At 35.9% G+C, this 18,350-nt stretch carries 12 protein-coding genes; all 12 read left to right on the plus strand.

Annotation, left to right across the window (positions count from 1 at the left end):
- The first annotated feature begins 189 nt into the window (after nucleotides 1–189).
- The 12 genes from QA612_RS02890 to QA612_RS02945 all read left to right on the plus strand — a co-directional run bounded on the left by QA612_RS02890 (nucleotide 190) and on the right by QA612_RS02945 (nucleotide 18,298).
- Nucleotides 190–1,314: a sensor histidine kinase gene (locus tag QA612_RS02890; RefSeq protein ID WP_278282251.1), complete on the plus strand. Its 1,125-nt coding sequence runs from the start codon at nucleotides 190–192 to the stop codon at nucleotides 1,312–1,314.
- Nucleotides 1,315–1,423: 109 nt separating this feature from the next.
- The gene (locus tag QA612_RS02895; RefSeq protein WP_278282252.1) at nucleotides 1,424–1,966 is read left to right on the plus strand and encodes a Spo0B domain-containing protein; all 543 of its coding nucleotides are present in this window, start codon (nucleotides 1,424–1,426) and stop codon (nucleotides 1,964–1,966) included.
- A gap of 32 nt (nucleotides 1,967–1,998) precedes the next feature.
- Nucleotides 1,999–3,282, plus strand: a complete 1,284-nt coding sequence (gene obgE / locus QA612_RS02900) for a GTPase ObgE (RefSeq protein ID WP_278282253.1) — start codon at nucleotides 1,999–2,001, stop codon at nucleotides 3,280–3,282.
- 190 nt (nucleotides 3,283–3,472) lie between these two features.
- Nucleotides 3,473–3,925, plus strand: a complete 453-nt coding sequence (locus QA612_RS02905) for an ACT domain-containing protein (protein WP_278282254.1) — start codon at nucleotides 3,473–3,475, stop codon at nucleotides 3,923–3,925.
- A 15-nt stretch (nucleotides 3,926–3,940) separates the two neighbouring features.
- Nucleotides 3,941–4,825, plus strand: coding sequence for a prephenate dehydratase (pheA, locus tag QA612_RS02910; protein WP_278282255.1), 885 nt, complete (start codon nucleotides 3,941–3,943; stop codon nucleotides 4,823–4,825).
- A 649-nt stretch (nucleotides 4,826–5,474) separates the two neighbouring features.
- Complete coding sequence (safA, locus tag QA612_RS02915) at nucleotides 5,475–6,470, plus strand: SafA/ExsA family spore coat assembly protein (protein ID WP_278282256.1); 996 nt, start codon at nucleotides 5,475–5,477, stop codon at nucleotides 6,468–6,470.
- 301 nt (nucleotides 6,471–6,771) lie between these two features.
- Nucleotides 6,772–7,635, plus strand: a complete 864-nt coding sequence (locus tag QA612_RS02920) for a YhcN/YlaJ family sporulation lipoprotein (RefSeq protein ID WP_278282257.1) — start codon at nucleotides 6,772–6,774, stop codon at nucleotides 7,633–7,635.
- Between the two features lie 718 nt (nucleotides 7,636–8,353).
- A complete protein-coding gene (locus tag QA612_RS02925) occupies nucleotides 8,354–15,145 on the plus strand; it encodes a pectate lyase family protein (RefSeq protein ID WP_278282258.1) in 6,792 nt (2,263 codons plus the stop codon).
- A gap of 217 nt (nucleotides 15,146–15,362) precedes the next feature.
- Nucleotides 15,363–15,929 carry an intercompartmental signaling factor BofC gene (locus tag QA612_RS02930; protein ID WP_278282259.1) on the plus strand — a complete coding sequence of 189 codons (567 nt, stop codon included), beginning with the start codon at nucleotides 15,363–15,365 and terminating at the stop codon, nucleotides 15,927–15,929.
- Nucleotides 15,930–16,427: 498 nt separating this feature from the next.
- A complete protein-coding gene (ruvA, locus tag QA612_RS02935) occupies nucleotides 16,428–17,048 on the plus strand; it encodes a Holliday junction branch migration protein RuvA (RefSeq protein ID WP_278282260.1) in 621 nt (206 codons plus the stop codon).
- A gap of 33 nt (nucleotides 17,049–17,081) precedes the next feature.
- Nucleotides 17,082–18,083 carry a Holliday junction branch migration DNA helicase RuvB gene (gene ruvB, locus QA612_RS02940; RefSeq protein ID WP_278282261.1) on the plus strand — a complete coding sequence of 334 codons (1,002 nt, stop codon included), beginning with the start codon at nucleotides 17,082–17,084 and terminating at the stop codon, nucleotides 18,081–18,083.
- The gene (locus QA612_RS02945) at nucleotides 18,080–18,298 is read left to right on the plus strand and encodes a DUF2905 domain-containing protein (protein WP_278282262.1); all 219 of its coding nucleotides are present in this window, start codon (nucleotides 18,080–18,082) and stop codon (nucleotides 18,296–18,298) included. The genes ruvB and QA612_RS02945 overlap by 4 nt, the downstream gene beginning before the upstream one ends.
- Nucleotides 18,299–18,350: the final 52 nt, after the last annotated feature.

Genomic DNA, 18,350 nt, shown 5'->3' on the forward strand with positions numbered 1-18,350 from the left:
AATAGTTTTTATAAAAGAATGTCGAAAAGCTTTTGGTTTTTTGTAGAAAGTTATTCTATTTTGTCATTTATTAACCTTTTATGAATAATCCCCACAGAAAAACCATCTCTTTGTCGTAAATTTCTTGCTCCGTTGATTGCTATCTTATTTTATACTTAAGTTTGGATAAAACATTGAGGTGAGAGAAAAGTGAGCACATACCAAAAAACAATAATAGTTGGAAAGTTTATTGACGCGAAGCCTCTCATCATCAGCGAAGTTTTAGAGGAATTTAGAGAGTGTTTTCACTGTACAGAAGAAGATATTACTAGGTTAACAGGTGATTTCTCTCGTTTATTTGATTTTTTTATATCATATTTTTCTGGGACGAAGGAGTTAGATTTCGAGGATGTTGGGGAAGAAATTGTTAGTTTTTTACATGCGAGGAATATTAATTTTGAAGAGTTTACTGTTTTTTTTGATTCTTGTAGAATGATACTTGAAAACTGGGTAGAGAAGCAACCTATTACTGAACTTGAAAAAGCTTCTAGTATTGCAACTATGAACAAATTTTTCTTAGAATTACTCAAAGCATATACAATAGAAATGAATACAAAAAATGAAGAAGATTTAAATATTAAATCGAATGAAATTTATCAGTTACAGCAAGAAAGATTACAAATCCTATCTAAGCTTTCCAATAGTTTTGCACATGAAATTAGAAATCCCCTTACTTCAATTAAAGGATTTATTCAGTTATTGGAAAATAGAATAGAAAAACCGTCAAATGAGGGGATTTACTTTGATTATATAAATCAAGAAATTATGGAGCTTGAAGAACAAGTGAATCAAATCCTATATTTATCTAATAGGAAAAATCATCAAGATTTTAACCACCATTTTGTCTCCTTAAATGAGCTCACCATTAACGCTGTAAGTAAGTTTCAACCACTATTTAATGAACACCGAATTGAAGTAGATGCACAATTAAAGAAGCAAATTGTTATTAAAGGAATTGAGGATCAGTTAAAATTAGCTCTTTATAAACTTATACAAAATGCGATTGATGCCCTTCTAATGAAGGATAAAGATAGAAAAGTTATCATCCAGATGAATGTAGTGGAAGAGAGTGTTGTAATAACAGTAGCCAATAACGGCCCTCCTATTCCAGCAGTTATTAAAAAGAATATTTTTGATCCTTTTGTGAGTACTAAAGAACTAGGGAAAGGAATAGGACTTGCTATTACAAAACAAATTGTAGAAAAGCACAACGGTTCCATACAGTGTTTTTCAGAAGGGATATGGACAAAATTTAATTTGACATTACCGTACTAGTTTATAAATTTTATCAAATAATTATAAGGCAATCCTCCTATTGCTTATGATAAGATAAGGGATAGGTAAATAATAGTAACACAGGTAAAGATGTTTGGGAGTTGTTTATATGGGAAAAGATTGTGATGTCGTTGATGTTTTGCGACACTACCGTCATGATTGGTTGAATAAATTACAGTTAATAAAGGGGAACTTAGAAATTGGAAGAGTAGAAAAAGTGGAAAGTCTGATTGAGGAAGTCATCCAACAATCTAAGAATGAAAGTGATTTAACCAATATGAATATACAAAAGGTTGCCAAACGATTGTTAACCTTTAACTGGGAAAGACATCCTTATTTACTTTCATATGAAATTTTAACTAGAAAAAAGGACTGGGATAAAGTAGAAGATTTCGTATTGAAAGTATTGGATGATGTTGTTTATTTACTTGATCAATATGCTGTTTTTGGTGATTCTAATCAACTATTCATTATTTTTAGAGATGACATTAATAAATATGAGCTTGAATTAGATTTCCATGGGCATCTTAATATTATAGATGAAGGCTTTGGGAAAGGTATTCATCAAATTAAAGAACAGTATGGAGCATTGATTAGAAATTTAGAATGGGATAAACATGGATGTTATTTGAATATTATGTTTTCTAATTAACACTTGTTTAATCTTTTAATGAGGTGAACATCATGTTTGTGGACAAAGTGAAAATTTATGTTAAAGCTGGTGATGGTGGCAATGGAATGGTAGCTTATCGCCGTGAAAAATATGTGCCAGATGGAGGGCCAGCAGGAGGCGATGGAGGGAAAGGTGCCGATGTCGTTTTCATAGTAGATGAAGGGTTAAGGACGTTAATGGATTTTCGATACCAGCGTCACTTTAAAGCAGAACGTGGAGAAAATGGACGACCTAAAAATCAACATGGTAAAAGTCGTGATGATATGTTAGTTAAGGTCCCACCAGGTACTACAGTGATTGATGAGGAATCTGGAAAAATAATTGCAGATCTAACGGAACATGGACAAAAAGCAGTGATTGTTAATGGAGGACGTGGTGGTCGAGGGAATAGCCGTTTTGCCACTCCAGCAAATCCAGCACCTGAAATAGCAGAAAATGGACAACCTGGGCAAGAACGAAATCTTATATTAGAACTAAAGGTATTAGCAGATGTAGGATTAGTAGGTTTTCCAAGTGTTGGGAAATCAACATTACTATCTGTAGTATCTTCAGCAAGACCTAAAATAGCTGATTACCATTTTACGACGTTGTCACCAAATTTAGGTGTTGTTGAAACGGATGATCAACGAAGCTTCGTGATGGCGGATTTACCAGGCTTAATAGAAGGTGCTCATTCTGGTGTAGGATTGGGGCATCAATTTCTAAGACATATTGAACGTACTCGTGTAATAGTACATGTTATTGATATGAGTGGCTTAGAAGGTAGAGATCCATATGAAGACTATTTAACGATTAATAAAGAATTAAAGGAATATAATCTCCGTTTAACGGAAAGACCGCAAGTCATCGTAGCAAATAAGATGGATTTAACAACTTCTGAAGAAAATTTAGAGGAATTTCGTAAAAAAATTGGTAATGATGCAGACATTTTTCCAATATCTGCAGTTACAAAAGCAGGATTAAACAGCTTGTTACGAACGATTGCTGATAAGGTGGAGACAACGCCAGAGTTTCCTTTATATGAAGAGGAACAAATTGAACAGCGTGTTGTTTATAAATTCAATAAGCGTGAAGATCCATTTACAATTTCTAGAGATGATGATGGAGCATTTATTATTGAAGGGCATGAAATTGAAACAATTTTCAAAATGACAAATTTTGATCGAGAGGATTCTGTACGTCGATTCAGTCGTAAAATGCGCCATATGGGAATTGATGAGGCACTACGTGATCGAGGTGCTGAAGATGGAGATACTGTACGTATATTGAATTATGAATTCGAGTTTGTGGAGTAATGTGTAATATAAGTTAATGATAAAGATTATTGTCATAAGAAATATCCTTTTAAGAAGGGCGATTCTATTATAACGAATTGCTCTTTTTAATCATTTAGTATATATCATAAGTATTATAGTGGAATATTGTTGTCAATAAATTCTTTCATCTTTATAATGAATGAATAGTAAGAATTTTTAGGTGGTGGCAATGGTGAGTAAACGGACAGATCAATTTTACCTTGTTAGAGAGGATATGCTTCCAGAAGCAATGTTAAAGACAGTCGAGGCGAAGCATCTGTTGGAAAGCGGGAAATGCGAAAAAATTAATACTGCAGTAAAACAGGTGAATTTAAGTAGAAGTGCTTTTTACAAATACAAAGATGGGATATTTCCTTTTCATACAATGGTCAAAGAAAAAATTATTACTCTTTCCATCCACCTTGAAGATCGTTCAGGAGCCTTATCTAGACTTTTATCACTTGTTGCACAGACCGGAGCAAATGTACTTACGATAAACCAAACGATACCATTACAAGGTAGAGCAACTATAACATTATCCATTGAAACTGCAGCTATGAATGCAGAGGTTACTGAATTAGTAAAGAAAATTGAACAATTAGATTCTGTTGTAAAAGTTGAACTAATTGGATCAGGAACGTGAGGAGAGGAGAATACGATGGTTAGAAGTACAGTAGCATTTTTAGGACCAAAAGGATCATTTACTGAAGCCGCTGCTAGGGCTTTGTTTCCAAATGAAACACATGTACCCTTCCGTTCCATTCCAGATTGTATGGATGCAGTTAATGAAAGCAATGTAGATTGTGCAGTAGTTCCATTAGAAAATGCAATTGAAGGCTCAGTAAATATCACGTTAGATTATTTAATTCACCACCAACGCATGGAAATGGTTGGGGAGGTAACAGCTCCAATTAATCAAAATTTATTAGTAAAAAAAGAGGATGCGACAGCTTGGAAAGATGTTAAAAAAGTTTATTCCCATCCTCAAGCAATAGCCCAATGTCATCAATTCCTTCGAGAACATTTGCCAAATGCTGAAATTTCTTATACAAATTCAACTGCTGAAGCGGCTAGACTTGTTAGTGAGTTAGATGGAGAAACTGTAGCAGCTATAGCTAATGATATTTCTGCACAAGAATATGGATTAGACATAGCTCAGGCAGATATAAATGATTACGAAAATAATCAAACGCGATTCATTGTTTTAAAAAAAGGATCGTTAGCTGAAGAGGATTCCTCTGAAAAAAAGGAGCTTACTTATAAAACCACACTAATGATAACCTTACCAACTGATTTTTCAGGTGCGTTACATCAAGTTTTATCTGCCTTTGCTTGGAGAAAAATAAATTTAAGTAAAATTGAATCAAGACCAAGGAAAACAGGTTTAGGTAATTACTTTTTTATTATTGATGCTGATATGAAATTAGACAAAGTCCTAATTCCTGGAGTATGCGAAGAGTTAAAGGCATTAGGTTGCACTGTAGAAATATTAGGAAGCTATCCTTGTTACGAATGGGAAACCTTATGTTCAGTCACAAAATAAAGTTACGTGTTCAAATTAACCTTCCAATTATTTTGGGAGGTTTTTTGGTGTTAATTAGATAAGTTGTCATTTCTCCTTAGGGAGGGGAATTGGAGTGTCACGATTGAAATAATAAATTTTGATTGCTGATTCACACTGTGTCGCTGCCCTCCACTCCTGAAACAGCTTTATTTTCAATGGAGACCGCCCATGCAAGTTAGAATTTGCACCATGGAGAATAAAAATATTCTTTCAATGCTACCACTTCTCATGGTTTTCCTGCTTTGCAGTTGTCTAGACGTTGCTTGGGTTGCTTGGCTACCGCATATGTTTTTTTCACTGCTTTACGGGCTTCTAGAAAGCCTCTTGAGTACCGCATTTGTATTTTTCACTGCTTTGTGGGCTTCTAGAACCCTTCTTGAGTACCGCATATGCTTATTTCTTTGTTTTGCAGTCGTGTAAAACGGTTCTATTTTCAGGGTAGACCACACATGCAAACAATACTTGGTTAAAATTAAAAAGTTTTATTTTGTTTATACATTTCAGTGCTATTTAAAAAATGGATGCATAAATTATTTGAGGAGTAGAAGAATTGTTTTATGAAAAAGGTGTGACGATTCGCCCAATCTAGCATAGTATGTAGTGATATTTTATGGGAGGGATCTGAAAAGTGAGAATTCATATTGTTCAAAAAGGTGATACCCTTTGGAAGCTTGCACAAAAATATGGAGTGGATTTCGAAGAGCTTAAAGCTGTAAATGATAATTTAAGTAATCCAGATCTCATAATGCCAGGAATGAAAATAAAAATTCCAACTGGTAGTGTTCAAGCAAAAAAGGAATATCAAAAAGAAAATCTGTCTGTAAATTTTGGGACTCAAGAAAAAGCCAAAAAAGAACAACCAAAGGCAAAGGAAGTACCAGTAAAAGAAAAAACACCGCCTCCTTCCATAAAAGAAGAAAAGGAGGCACCAATACCTGTACCAACACCACCAAAAGTCCCAATGAAAGAAACACCATCCTATCATATGCATAAAACAGATATGAATTTTAACATTTACAAACAAAAAGCTGCACCAATTCCAGCACCACCTAAAATGCCGAAGCAAAAAGAAGCACCTACTGTAAAAAAGCCAGTAGAAAAACAGCCTAAGCCTGTTGAAACGAAACAGCCGATGCCAGTAGATTGCTATCCAGTGCCACCAATGTACCAACAAGGCTGTTATCCATGCCCACCATATTATGGGTATCCAGCATATCCTGGAGTAGCACCTGTACCAGCGCACCCGTATCAGCATGGTGGCCATGTATCACCACAGCCAATGCAGCAACCAATGCAACACCAGCCAGGAGCACCAGCTCCACACCCTCATGGCTTTTATGGTGAAGTGGATAAAACTAAGAAAGGCAATAAGGAACAGCCTGATGTGAATTATGATACAATTCAAGGGTATGGTGATGTAACCGCTGTTCCATATCAGCAACCACATACACCATATTTCCCAATGCCAGTCCAAACACATCATGGCCATGGAGTAAATCAATATATGCAACCTTATATGCATACAGTACCTACTCCACCTCAAAATCCAATGCAACCAAATTACCCGTCTCAACAAGGGTATGGTTGGAGAGAAGAGGATAATGAAGAAGGTCAAAATGAATAGTTAACTTTAAACATGGAGAAAACCATCTAAAATTAAATAGATGGTTTTCTTTTCTATTGCCAGTGTTAACAGAGAACTTCATACAAAAAATAGTGCGTGGTAAATGAAAATTAATTTAAAACTAATCGAATAAATAAATTTTATATCTATATCATGATTTTATTTGCAATGTTGCCTTTCTTATAGTACGCTACACATTTATTTCGAGCAGTTAAGATGTTTTCTCGAATAATTTCAATAAATTGTTAGCATCAAATTCACTTCTCCTACGCAAGATAAGGGTGAAAGGAGGAGGTTTATTATGAAAAAAGTAGCAATGACCTTAACAGCAGCAAGCTTATTAGTAACAGGGTTAGCAGGTTGTGGTGATGTCAATGATGCTGGTATGAATGATACACGTACTGGCTATTCAACAAATTTTGGACAGGATACTGCAAGAGGCTACGGCACAACTGCTAATGATTATGTTGGTTCTGGTAACTATCCGTCCGGAAGCTATCCAATAAGAGAAGAAAGAAATTTTGGGAGTGCTTACGACTATCACACAGGTAATGGAAATGTGACGGGACAAAATAATCGTGGTAATAAAAATACTTCAGCTTATGAAGCACGTGAAAATAGAAATCACAGAGGTTTTGGACGAGGAATTACTGGAGATGATCAACCTGGTATGGTTGATGAAAATGGGATTCTTAATCGCCAAGATAGTACTGTAGGTGAAATAAGAGGACGAGATAACACACGTGGCTTTAACAGAAGAAACCACGAAGGTGCTTTAAATGATACACGCGGTCAGAACCAAACAATGAATGGCTATTTCGATAGTGAAGATGGAAGATTAGCTACAAGAATTTCTGATCGTTTAGCTGAAAATGATATCTCTGATTCCCATGTCATTGTTCATGGAGACGATATTATTATAGGTGCAGATCATGATGGTGATGAAGCTGAATTTCAAGGAAGTGTACGTGCTAATCTTGATGATGATATCGTCGGAAATCGAAATGTTCATGTCGTAACGGATCGCAACCATGTAAGGAACATTAGAGGAATGAATGATCGCTTACGTGGAGGGGAACCATTTGAAGAAATTGGAGCAACCTTTAATGATATGATTCAAGATATTGGAAATGCAGTACAACGCCCATTTGAAAGAAGTCGATAATATATGGAAAAGGAGAACAGGTCACTGAACCTGTTCTTTTTTCTTAAATAAGAAATTGTAAAAAAAACAATTCATCATTACAAAAAAAGTAATAATTATTCAGAAATCTACCAATTATATTGATTTTTTGCTATAAGTTACAAATTTTGTTATTTATTAGCAGTATCAATTGAATGTGTCGAATTAAATCTAACGTTGATAAGGTTTGACTTATTTTAGGAGAATTGCAGGCAAAAAGTACCTTTTTATCTTTTTGGATTATCAATACAATATTCCTATTATTATAAATATTGGCAATAGCTGTTGACTATAATTAGACAGTACTTTAAATTAATAATACAAACATATTATTATTTCTTACATTCTTCAAAGGAAACCCACATAAAACGCCAGAGAGAAAATCACCCCATAATTCTTTATTACTTCTTATGTGAAACTTAATTTTAACAAAACCATGCTAAAAAAAATTACATTACGATTAATTATGCTTATTAAATTATTGTTTAATATCTATAAATTTTAGCATATGTAAACCTTAGTATTCCGATAAATTTAATAAACTTTAAATCATTTTTTGTAAAATGTAAGCGCTTTAATGGTTAATTATTCATATTAATTCAAGGAGGTGATAACATAATGAGGTTTTATCTAGTTCCTCCATAAATGAGGATAAGAAAGGTAGGTAGTTTTGTAAAAAAACATAGGAGGTATATGTCAATTGAATAAAAAAAGTAGAGGGAAAATATTAAGGATATTTTTAATATTCGTACTAGTTTTTTCGTCATTTCCAACAGCACCAATGAGTCAAGGACAAACAAGTGGTACATCCGATCATATCCTTGTAGATGATAATTTTAATGATCAGGAAACAGGCTCTATTCCAGTAGGCTATTCTGTTGATGAGTCTGGTGGATCCGTTAGAATTGCAGAGGTTCCAAGTGGAAGTAACAAAAGTGTTCACTTGAGTAACGAAAGTAGTTCAACGAATGTTGAGTTAAGTAGATCTTTTGATGAACAAGAAGACTCTATTACAGTAGAATTTAAATTCATGCAGCCGATTGTTAATAGTTCTCATAAAATTATGAAGCTGTATGATCCAACAGGAACAATTGGTGTGTTTTTAGAAACGACAGGTGGAAATTTAGCTTTTCGTCATTCAAATAATTCATATACTCATTTAGAAAGCTATAGTGCAAACACATGGTACGATTTTAAAATTGTAGCTGATATTAATGCTAATTTAGTAGATGTTTACATTGATGGTGATTTAAAAATTAGTGGTGCTGATTTTTATAATCCTGTTAATAGTATTGATTCCATGAAATCTTATACTCCAAATAGTGATACACGTGATCATTATATTGATGATGTTAAGGTTATTGGAACTTCTTCTCAAGAAGATCCAGTACCGCAACCACCATCTGGTGTACTTGTGGAAGATGACTTTAACGATCAAACTACAGGAGCTATTCCTACTGGATATACAGTGGATGAAACTGGAGGGACGGTGAGAATTGCAGAAGTCCCTAATGCAGAAAATAAGAGTGTACATTTTAATAATCAAAGTAGTTCATCCAATGTAAGATTAAGTAGATCGTTTAGTGAGCAATCTGAGTACGTAACACTGGAATTTAAATTTATGCAACCAGTGGTAAATAGTGCTCATAAAATTGCTAAACTATATGATCCTTCAGGAAACATAGCTGTTTACTTAGAAACAACTGGCGGTAATTTATCGTATCGTCATTCTAATAATTCTTATACACATTTAGAAAGTTATAGTGCTAACACCTGGTATGATTTTAAGGTTGTTGCAGATATAGCAAATAATTCAGCAGATGTTTATATTGATGGAGATCTAAAAATAAGTAATGCCAATTTTTACTCACCAGTATCTAGTATCAGTTCATTTGGTTCTTATACCCCGAACAGTGATACACGTGATCAATACATGGATGATATAAAGATTACGGGTGGATTGGAAGATAGTGACCCTGACCCAGAACCACCAGCAGTGCCAACAGGATTATCGGCAAGTGCGGAAGATGGTAAAGTTCATTTAGATTGGGATGCAGTAGAGGATGCGACAAACTACCATGTAAAGAGATCAACTTCAGATGGTGGACCATATATAGTTGTTTCAACTATCAGTGATACAAGCTTCACGAACACAGGCTTAACAAATGGAACAACGTACTATTACGTAGTGAGTGCAGTGAACGCAGATGGAGAAAGCGATGACTCTGCCCAAGTGAGTGCAACACCAGTTGCCCCAGAGCCTGATCCAGAACCACCAGTAGCCCCAACTGGATTAACAGCAAGTGGGGATGACAGTACTGTACATTTGGAATGGAACGAGGTTTCAAATGCTGATAGCTACCGAGTTAAGAGAGCTACATCAGATGGAGGTCCTTATAGTGTTGTTAGTTCTGTAAACGATACAAGTTTTACCAACACAGGCTTAACAAATGGGACAACGTATTATTATGTAGTGAGTGCAGTGAATGCAGATGGAGAAAGTGAAGATTCTGCCCAAGTGAGTGCAACACCAGTAGCCCCAGAGCCTGATCCAGAACCACCAGTAGCCCCAACTGGATTAACAGCAAGTGCAGATGACAGTACTGTACATTTGGAATGGAACGAGGTTTCAAATGCTGATAGCTACCGAGTTAAGAGAGCTACATCAGATGGAGGTCCTTATAGTGTTGTTAGTTCTGTAAACGATACAAGCTTTACCAACACAGGCTTAACAAATGGAACAACGTACTATTACGTAGTGAGTGCAGTGAACGCAGATGGAGAAAGCGATGACTCTACCCAAGTGAGTGCAACACCAGAAGCATCGGAGCCAGATCCTGGAGAACCAGGAGACCCAGATAGTCCGTTAGTGGTTGTTTTTGAAGACAACTTTAATGATCAAGCAACGGGATCATCTCCTGAAGGGTATTCGATTGACACATCTGGCGGTAATGCTACTATTGTTGAAGAACCAAGTGAATCTGATAAGAGTGTATATTTAAATAACACTAGTTCATCTGGAAATGTAACATTAAGTAAATCTTTTGACTCTCAATCAGATATCATTACATTTGATATGAAATTTATGCAAGAATCAATGACAAGTGCTACAAAAATTGTCAGACTTTTAGAGGTTGATGAGGAAGTAAATACAGCAGTATTCTTAGAAACCGACAATCAAAATTTAGCTTATCGTCATTCAAATAACACGTATACACATTTACTAAGTTACGACACCGGTACGTGGTATGACTTCAGAATTGTAGCGGATATTGCTAATAATAAAGCAGATGTATACATTGATGGTGATTTAAAAATAAGTGATGCTGATTTTTACGCACCTGTTTCCTCCATTAATGCCTTTGATACATTTGGACCAAATAGTAATACAGATAGTCATTTTATAAATGATGTGAAGCTAACTCAAGGTGCTTGGGCTCCTGGAAGTGATGAACTTCCACAAACTCCAACAGGTTTAACTGCTATTGCTGGGGATGGACAAGCAGAGCTTCAATGGAATGAATCTTCAAATGCAAATAGCTATACAGTAAAACGAAGTACGTTTGATGGTGGTCCGTATTCTGAAGTTGCAACAGGGGTTACAAGTACTAACTATACTGATACAACGGTAAGCAATGACATAATGTATTATTATGTTGTAATTGCTGAAAATGCAATTGGAGAGAGTGATCAATCCAATCAAGCAACTGTCGTACCGAGAATGCCAGTACCACCAAATCCACCTAGCGATTTAACTGCAACTCCAGATGCAGGACAAGTGACATTATCTTGGTCACCACCTGTGCCTAATTATGCAGAAAGCTACACGGTTTATCGTAGTACAACTGATGGTGGAGCATATAGCGTTGTAGAAACAGGTATTACCGGAACGGAATATACGGATACGGGATTAGCAAATGGAACGTACTATTATGTAGTTTCTGCTACAAATAGTGATGGAGAAAGTAACCTATCCAGCCAAGTTACTGCAACTCTAGACTTCCCACCTGCTGCCCCATCGGCCTTAGAAGCTAGCAGAGGAGACCAATCAGTAACATTAAACTGGGAGGAAGCTCTGTATACTGATAGCTATAATTTATATAGAAGCACAGTAGACGGTGGTTCCTATAGCTTAGTTGCTACTGGAATAACCGGCACGAGTCATGTTGACACAGGTTTAACTAATGGAACAACGTATTACTATGTGGTAGCAGCTGTAAATGCTTATGGTGTAAGTGAATATTCTAATCAAGCATCATCTACACCACAGGATGCTCCTGTATGGACAGATACACCGATGGGATATGCGTCTATGAATGGTGGAACGACAGGTGCACATGGAGCTTCCAGTTATGAAGAATATGTATTAAGTGAATACTGGCCAGAAAGTGGTTATTCTGATCCAGGTGAAGCAATGTATCAGCTTTTACGTCACCATAAATTTAAGCCAGATGAAGGATTAGTTATTTATGTGGATGTACCAATAACAGCTGATAATTTTGGAAGAAGTAAAATGAATGTTGTGGATGTGTACAACGTATCCATCCTTGGAGTTGGAACACAAGGTGAGTTTAATGGAGTAGGGTTTACTGTATCAAGGTCAGAAAACATTATTTTCCGTAACCTAGAAATACATCATGTATCTCAAGGGGAAGGTACTGGTATTGAAGTAACAAACAATAGTAAAAACATTTGGATTGACCACAATACGTTCTATAGTGAGCCTCTCGATCAAAATGATGATAAAGATTACTATGATGGACTAGTGGATATAAAACGAAACTCAGAGTATATTACCGTTTCTTGGAATCGCTTTCATCATAGTTGGAAAACAAACTTATTAGGTCATAATGATAATGCTGGCTTAGCACCTGATAAAGTAACATATCATCACAATTGGTGGTATGATGTAAATTCTCGAATCCCTTTAATACGATTTGCTGATGTACACATGTTTAATAATGTAATGGAAGATGTACAAGATACAGCGGTTAATGCAAGAATGGGTGCGAGAGTTTTAGTCGAAAGTAATCACTTTATAAGAACAGGCTCTGGGCAACCAGATCCAACAACAGGATTTATAAAAGGACCTGTAGGGTGGTTCTATGGAAGTTCAGAAACAGGATATTGGAATTTAGTGAATAACATTTATGAAGATACTCCTCATGAGCATTTAGAGTCAACAACAGATTTTACAGTACCTTATGACTATACAGTTGATCCAGTAGAGGATGTCTATTCTCTCGTCACACAATATACAGGTGTTGGTATAATCGACACAAGTGGTAATCCACCGATTGCACCACCTGGTGTTACGACCACCCCTGATGATGAACAGGTTGAGATTAGCTGGAATTATGTAGAAAATGCACACAGCTATAATGTTAAACGTTCTGAAACACCTGGTGGACCTTATACAGTCGTTGCATCTGGTCATACCTCAACTAGTTATATTGACACAAACTTGTCCAATGGAACAACATATTATTATGTAGTAAGTGCTGTAAACGAGCATGGCGAAAGTACTAATTCTAATGAGGTTAGTGAAACGCCACGAGTGCTTCAGCCACCAAATGCACCTTCTCATTTATCTGCATCTGCAGGTGACGGAGAGGTTAGCTTAAGCTGGTCTTCAGTATCAAATGCTGATAATTATACAGTTAAGCGAGGTACTGTCGATGGAGGACCATACCAAGTGGTTGGAGAGGATATCGTTGGTACAAGCTTTGCTGATTCTGATGTAAGAAACGGATTAACTTATTATTACGTTGTTGTAGCTGTAAACGAAGATGGAGAAAGTGTGTCATCTAATCAAGCAACTATAACACTAGAGTTTCCTCCATCAGCTCCTACTGGAGTAAGTACAATGGTAGGAGATGAACAGCTGACCATTAGCTGGAATGCAGTAGAAGGAGCAACCAGCTATACGGTGTTAAGAAGCACCACAGACGGGGGACCATATAGCGAAGTAACATCAGATATTATAAGTACACAGTACGTGGATTTGGGCTTAACAAATGACACTGATTATTATTATGTTGTGAAAGCTGTTAACGCATATGGAGCTAGTCCTAATTCGAATCAAGTTAGTGCAACTCCAAGGGATGGTGCAGTCTATGGAGAGCTAATGACAGATACGAATTTTGATTCAAGAGAGCATTATATTTTTGTGAATAAAGAGACTGGCAAGGTTATGCAAGTGGAAAATAGCAGTGTGGCTAGTGAAGCTAGCGTTATACAGTGGATGTATAATGACAGCACAACTCAATTATGGGGAATTGAAAGTACAAGTGGTGCATTCCAACTATTAAACAGACATAGTGATCGCGTCTTACAACCTATTGGACGTTCATCAAATGATGGTGCTGACATGGTTCAAGTAAGAGATGGAAGTAGTCAAGCTCATCGCTATAGTATTGATCATTTAGGAGATGGAGATTTTAGTCTCATAAATGAAAATAATGGTAAGACATTTGCTGTTGAGGGTTCTTCCACAGATGATGGTGCTAATATTATTCAAGAAACCTATAATGGAAGTGACAATCAAATATGGAATATCTATTTGGCAAAAGCTGAAGAAGAAGCTCCTGACTTTAGTCTACAAGGATGGGCTTCTGTGGGGCCGGGAGTTACTGGTGGTGAAGGTGGACAAACTGTTACAGCAACAACAGCAGCAGAATTGGCTGATTATATTTCTCGAGAAGAGCCGTTAATTATCCAAGTGTCAGGTACAATTGAACTTCCAGATAATCCAGAAGGAAATAGGCCTTCACATCGTATGTATAATGTTGCTTCCAATAAGACAATTGTAGGTATTAATGATGCCCATATTAAATATGGTGGATTTAATATCAGTCGAGCTCACAATATTATTATCCGTAATATTACGTTCTCAGAAGCTAAGGATGATAATATAAATATTGAGGAAGGGTCAACACATGTTTGGGTAGACCATAATGAATTCTTCAATAGCTATGATGGATTGTTAGACATAAAACGGGAAGCTTCATATATCACGGTTTCATGGAACGTATTCCATAATCATGACAAGACGGCTTTAATTGGACATGATAATGGACATACAGATGATCGTGGTTTCTTAAAAGTAACCTATCATAATAATTGGTTCTATGACTCTGAACAGCGTCATCCACGTGTACGTTATGGACAAGTTCATGTGTTTAATAACTACTTCCAAAACATTGGTGGATATACAATGGGTGTTGGAGTAGAAGCACAAATTGTTTCTCAAAATAACTACACTGAGGATGCAAACAGAGGGATGCGTTGGTATGACTCCTCATCACAGCCTGGCTACTTTTTAGATGAAGGAAGTATCCATGTGAATGTGGATAATGATCTTGAGGAATCAAGAACAGAGGGCTTAACGTTTTCTCCAGATGATCATTATGACTATACACTAAATCATGTATTAAATGTAAAAGATCTAGTTCAGCAATATGCTGGGGTTGGTGTAATTGATGTAAATTAATCATTTAATTAACTTTTGATAAACCGTCCCATATTAGACTGCGTAATGCACTCTATATGGGACGGTTTTTTGTGTTGTTATAGATTATGGGGGAGTGTAGCAAATGAAAAAATCGATTGTTTAGAAAGATTATTTATAAACAATGGATAATTTTATTAATGATTGGAAATCATAGTAATAACCTTATTGGAATGTATTAGCAAGGAGGCGTCAGGTTATGTGTCTCTCATGTACGAATCTACAAAATGACCGTACAGAGTATTTAAGTAGGATAACTATCTTTCTTTTTAGTTGCATCTTATTTATCTCCTTTTTTGGGGTAAATGCTACATTTGCTGAAAATTTTAATAAAGATGAACAGATTGAAAAGCTAAATGCGCAAACTGTTGAGGTTATTTTACAACGACATTATTTAGACGGAGAAATTAGTGAAGAATCCGTTCAAGAAACCATTTGGTCAATGGAAGATTTTTGGGCTTTTTACGAGGAATGGCAATTAGTAGATCAAAATGAAGAGAGAATAATATTTAAACAAGATTTTAATGATATTTCTCCTTTATTAAAAATGAATGGCTATTTCGGCTTATCTGAGGATGGAACATTAAATATTTACAATGGAAACCCTAATGAAAATGATGTGATTCAATCATTTTTTCAAGTAAATACAAGTAGATTAAAAAGCCATCTTCATCAAGAATTAATGGAAGGAATACCGGTAGCTACAAAAGATCAATACTTACAAGTGTTGAAAATGTGTGAAAAGTATGCAATAAATGAATTATAATTATGAAGGAGGCTACCTCTTAAAGGTAGCTCCTTTTTTAATGAGAAAATAAAAGGGAAATTAAAAATAAGGTTCAATGTGATAAAATAGAAATGTGTGTTCTCATAATTCTAGATAGTTATTTTCAGGGGAGACCGCCCATGCAGGAAAACACTTGCACCATGGAGGATAAATATAACTTTAATCCAATTGGAGTGAGTGGAATCCCACGAGACTCCAGTGGGAAAAGCAACAGGTGAAGACCCGACACTTCGGCACATAAGTGCGAAGTGTGGAGGCTGAGGCGTTGCCCACGGTGAAGAAGTCACTGTGACTGCGAACGGAGTGAAGCAGAGCAGATGTCGCACTTATACCCTTGTGGTGAAAGCGAAGTGGTGTGGAACGAATGATTAACATAACCTTTATTTGTTAATACTGCTAAGTTCGATAACACTTATTTTCAGGGTAGATTATATAAAAATGAGAACTATATTAGTTTTAAAGTAGAGGAGATATAAAATGATTGAATCTTTAACTGGGAATGTTGTTAATATAGAAGATGATTCCATTACGATTGATGTTCATGATGTAGGGTATTTAGTATTCTGTGCAAATCCATATCGTTACCAAGAATGGCTTCATGAGAAGGTTACGGTATATACATATCAGCATGTTAGAGAGGATGCTATCCGACTTTATGGTTTTTTACATCGAGAAGAGAGACGTCTTTTTGAAAAATTATTACAAGTATCCGGAATAGGTCCTAAAGGTGCATTAGCTATTTTGGCATCTGGAGAAACAAGACATGTTGTTCAAGCGATTGAGGAAGAAAATGAACGATTCCTTGTTAAATTCCCCGGTGTTGGGAAAAAGACAGCTAGACAGATTATTCTTGATTTAAAGGGGAAGCTTATTGAATTGATTCCAGCACAAGAAGACCATGATGGAAAAATCACAGTAGAAGGTGATAATACTTACGATACAGGTGTAAATAGAGAATTAAATGAAGCTATCGAGGCATTAAAGGCTTTAGGATATGTGGAACGAGAAATAAATAAAGTATTACCAGCCCTACAAAAAGAAGATAACACAACGGATCAATATATAAAAAATGCACTTCAATTAATGTTACAAAGATAATGTGTGAACTGGATGATAATGGAGGAAGATAATATGGAGGAACGAATTGTCAGCGGTGAGTCGCACGAACAAGAGGATTGGGAAGAACGGAGCTTACGACCACAAAATTTAACCCAGTACATTGGTCAAAAAAAAGTAAAAGAAAATTTAACTGTTTTTATTGAAGCAGCAAAAATGAGGGAAGAAACATTAGACCATGTTCTTTTATATGGACCTCCTGGATTAGGAAAAACAACATTATCCATGATTATTGCTAATGAAATGGGTGTGAATCTTCGAACCACGTCAGGTCCTGCTATTGAACGTCCTGGTGATCTAGCGGCAATTTTGACTGCATTAGAACCAGGAGATGTATTATTTATTGATGAAATTCATCGATTAAATCGTGCAGTAGAAGAAGTGTTATATCCAGCAATGGAGGATTTTTGCTTAGATATTGTTATTGGAAGCGGACCAACAGCACGGTCTGTTCGTCTTGATCTCCCTCCTTTTACATTAGTCGGAGCAACTACGCGAGCAGGAATGCTTTCTGCACCACTAAGAGATCGATTTGGAGTAGTAAGCCGACTAGAGTACTATACACATGAAGAGTTAACGGAAATAGTGGAACGTACAGCTGAAATTATGGAAGTATCAATTGTCTTTGAGGCAGCGGTGGAAATTGCACGAAGGTCTAGGGGAACACCTCGAATTGCTAACCGATTATTAAGACGGGTAAGAGATTTTGCACAAGTAAGAGGTACAGGTGATATAGACCTTTCTATAACAAAAACAGCGTTAGAACTATTACAGGTGGATGAGTTAGGGCTTGATGAAATAGACCAAAAATTAATATTAAATATTATTGAAAAATTTCGTGGTGGTCCTGTTGGATTGGATACGATTGCAGCAACGATAGGAGAAGAGTCTCATACAATTGAGGATGTTTATGAACCATATTTATTACAGATTGGTTTCTTACAACGTACCCCAAGAGGTAGAATAGTAACGATACAAGCTTACGAGCATTTTCATTTGGAGGTGCCAGAGCAGTGAATCAAATTCCGAAAATACTAATAACTTTAGGAGTTATCATGATTGTTGTTGGTTTACTATGGCAGGTGGGTGGAAGATTTTTTTCTCTTGGGAAATTACCAGGTGATATTTTAATAAAACGAGGGAACACAACGTTTTATTTCCCGATCGTAACATCCATCATTATTAGTATTATACTGTCGTTTTTGTTATTTATTTTTAGTCGATTTCGATAATAAAAAGCTTTACTAGCTTGTTATTAATTTTAAATACTAAGGATAAGATATG

The sequence above is a fragment of the Evansella sp. AB-P1 genome (genome assembly GCF_029688925.1).
GTDB lineage: Bacteria > Bacillota > Bacilli > Bacillales > Salisediminibacteriaceae > Evansella.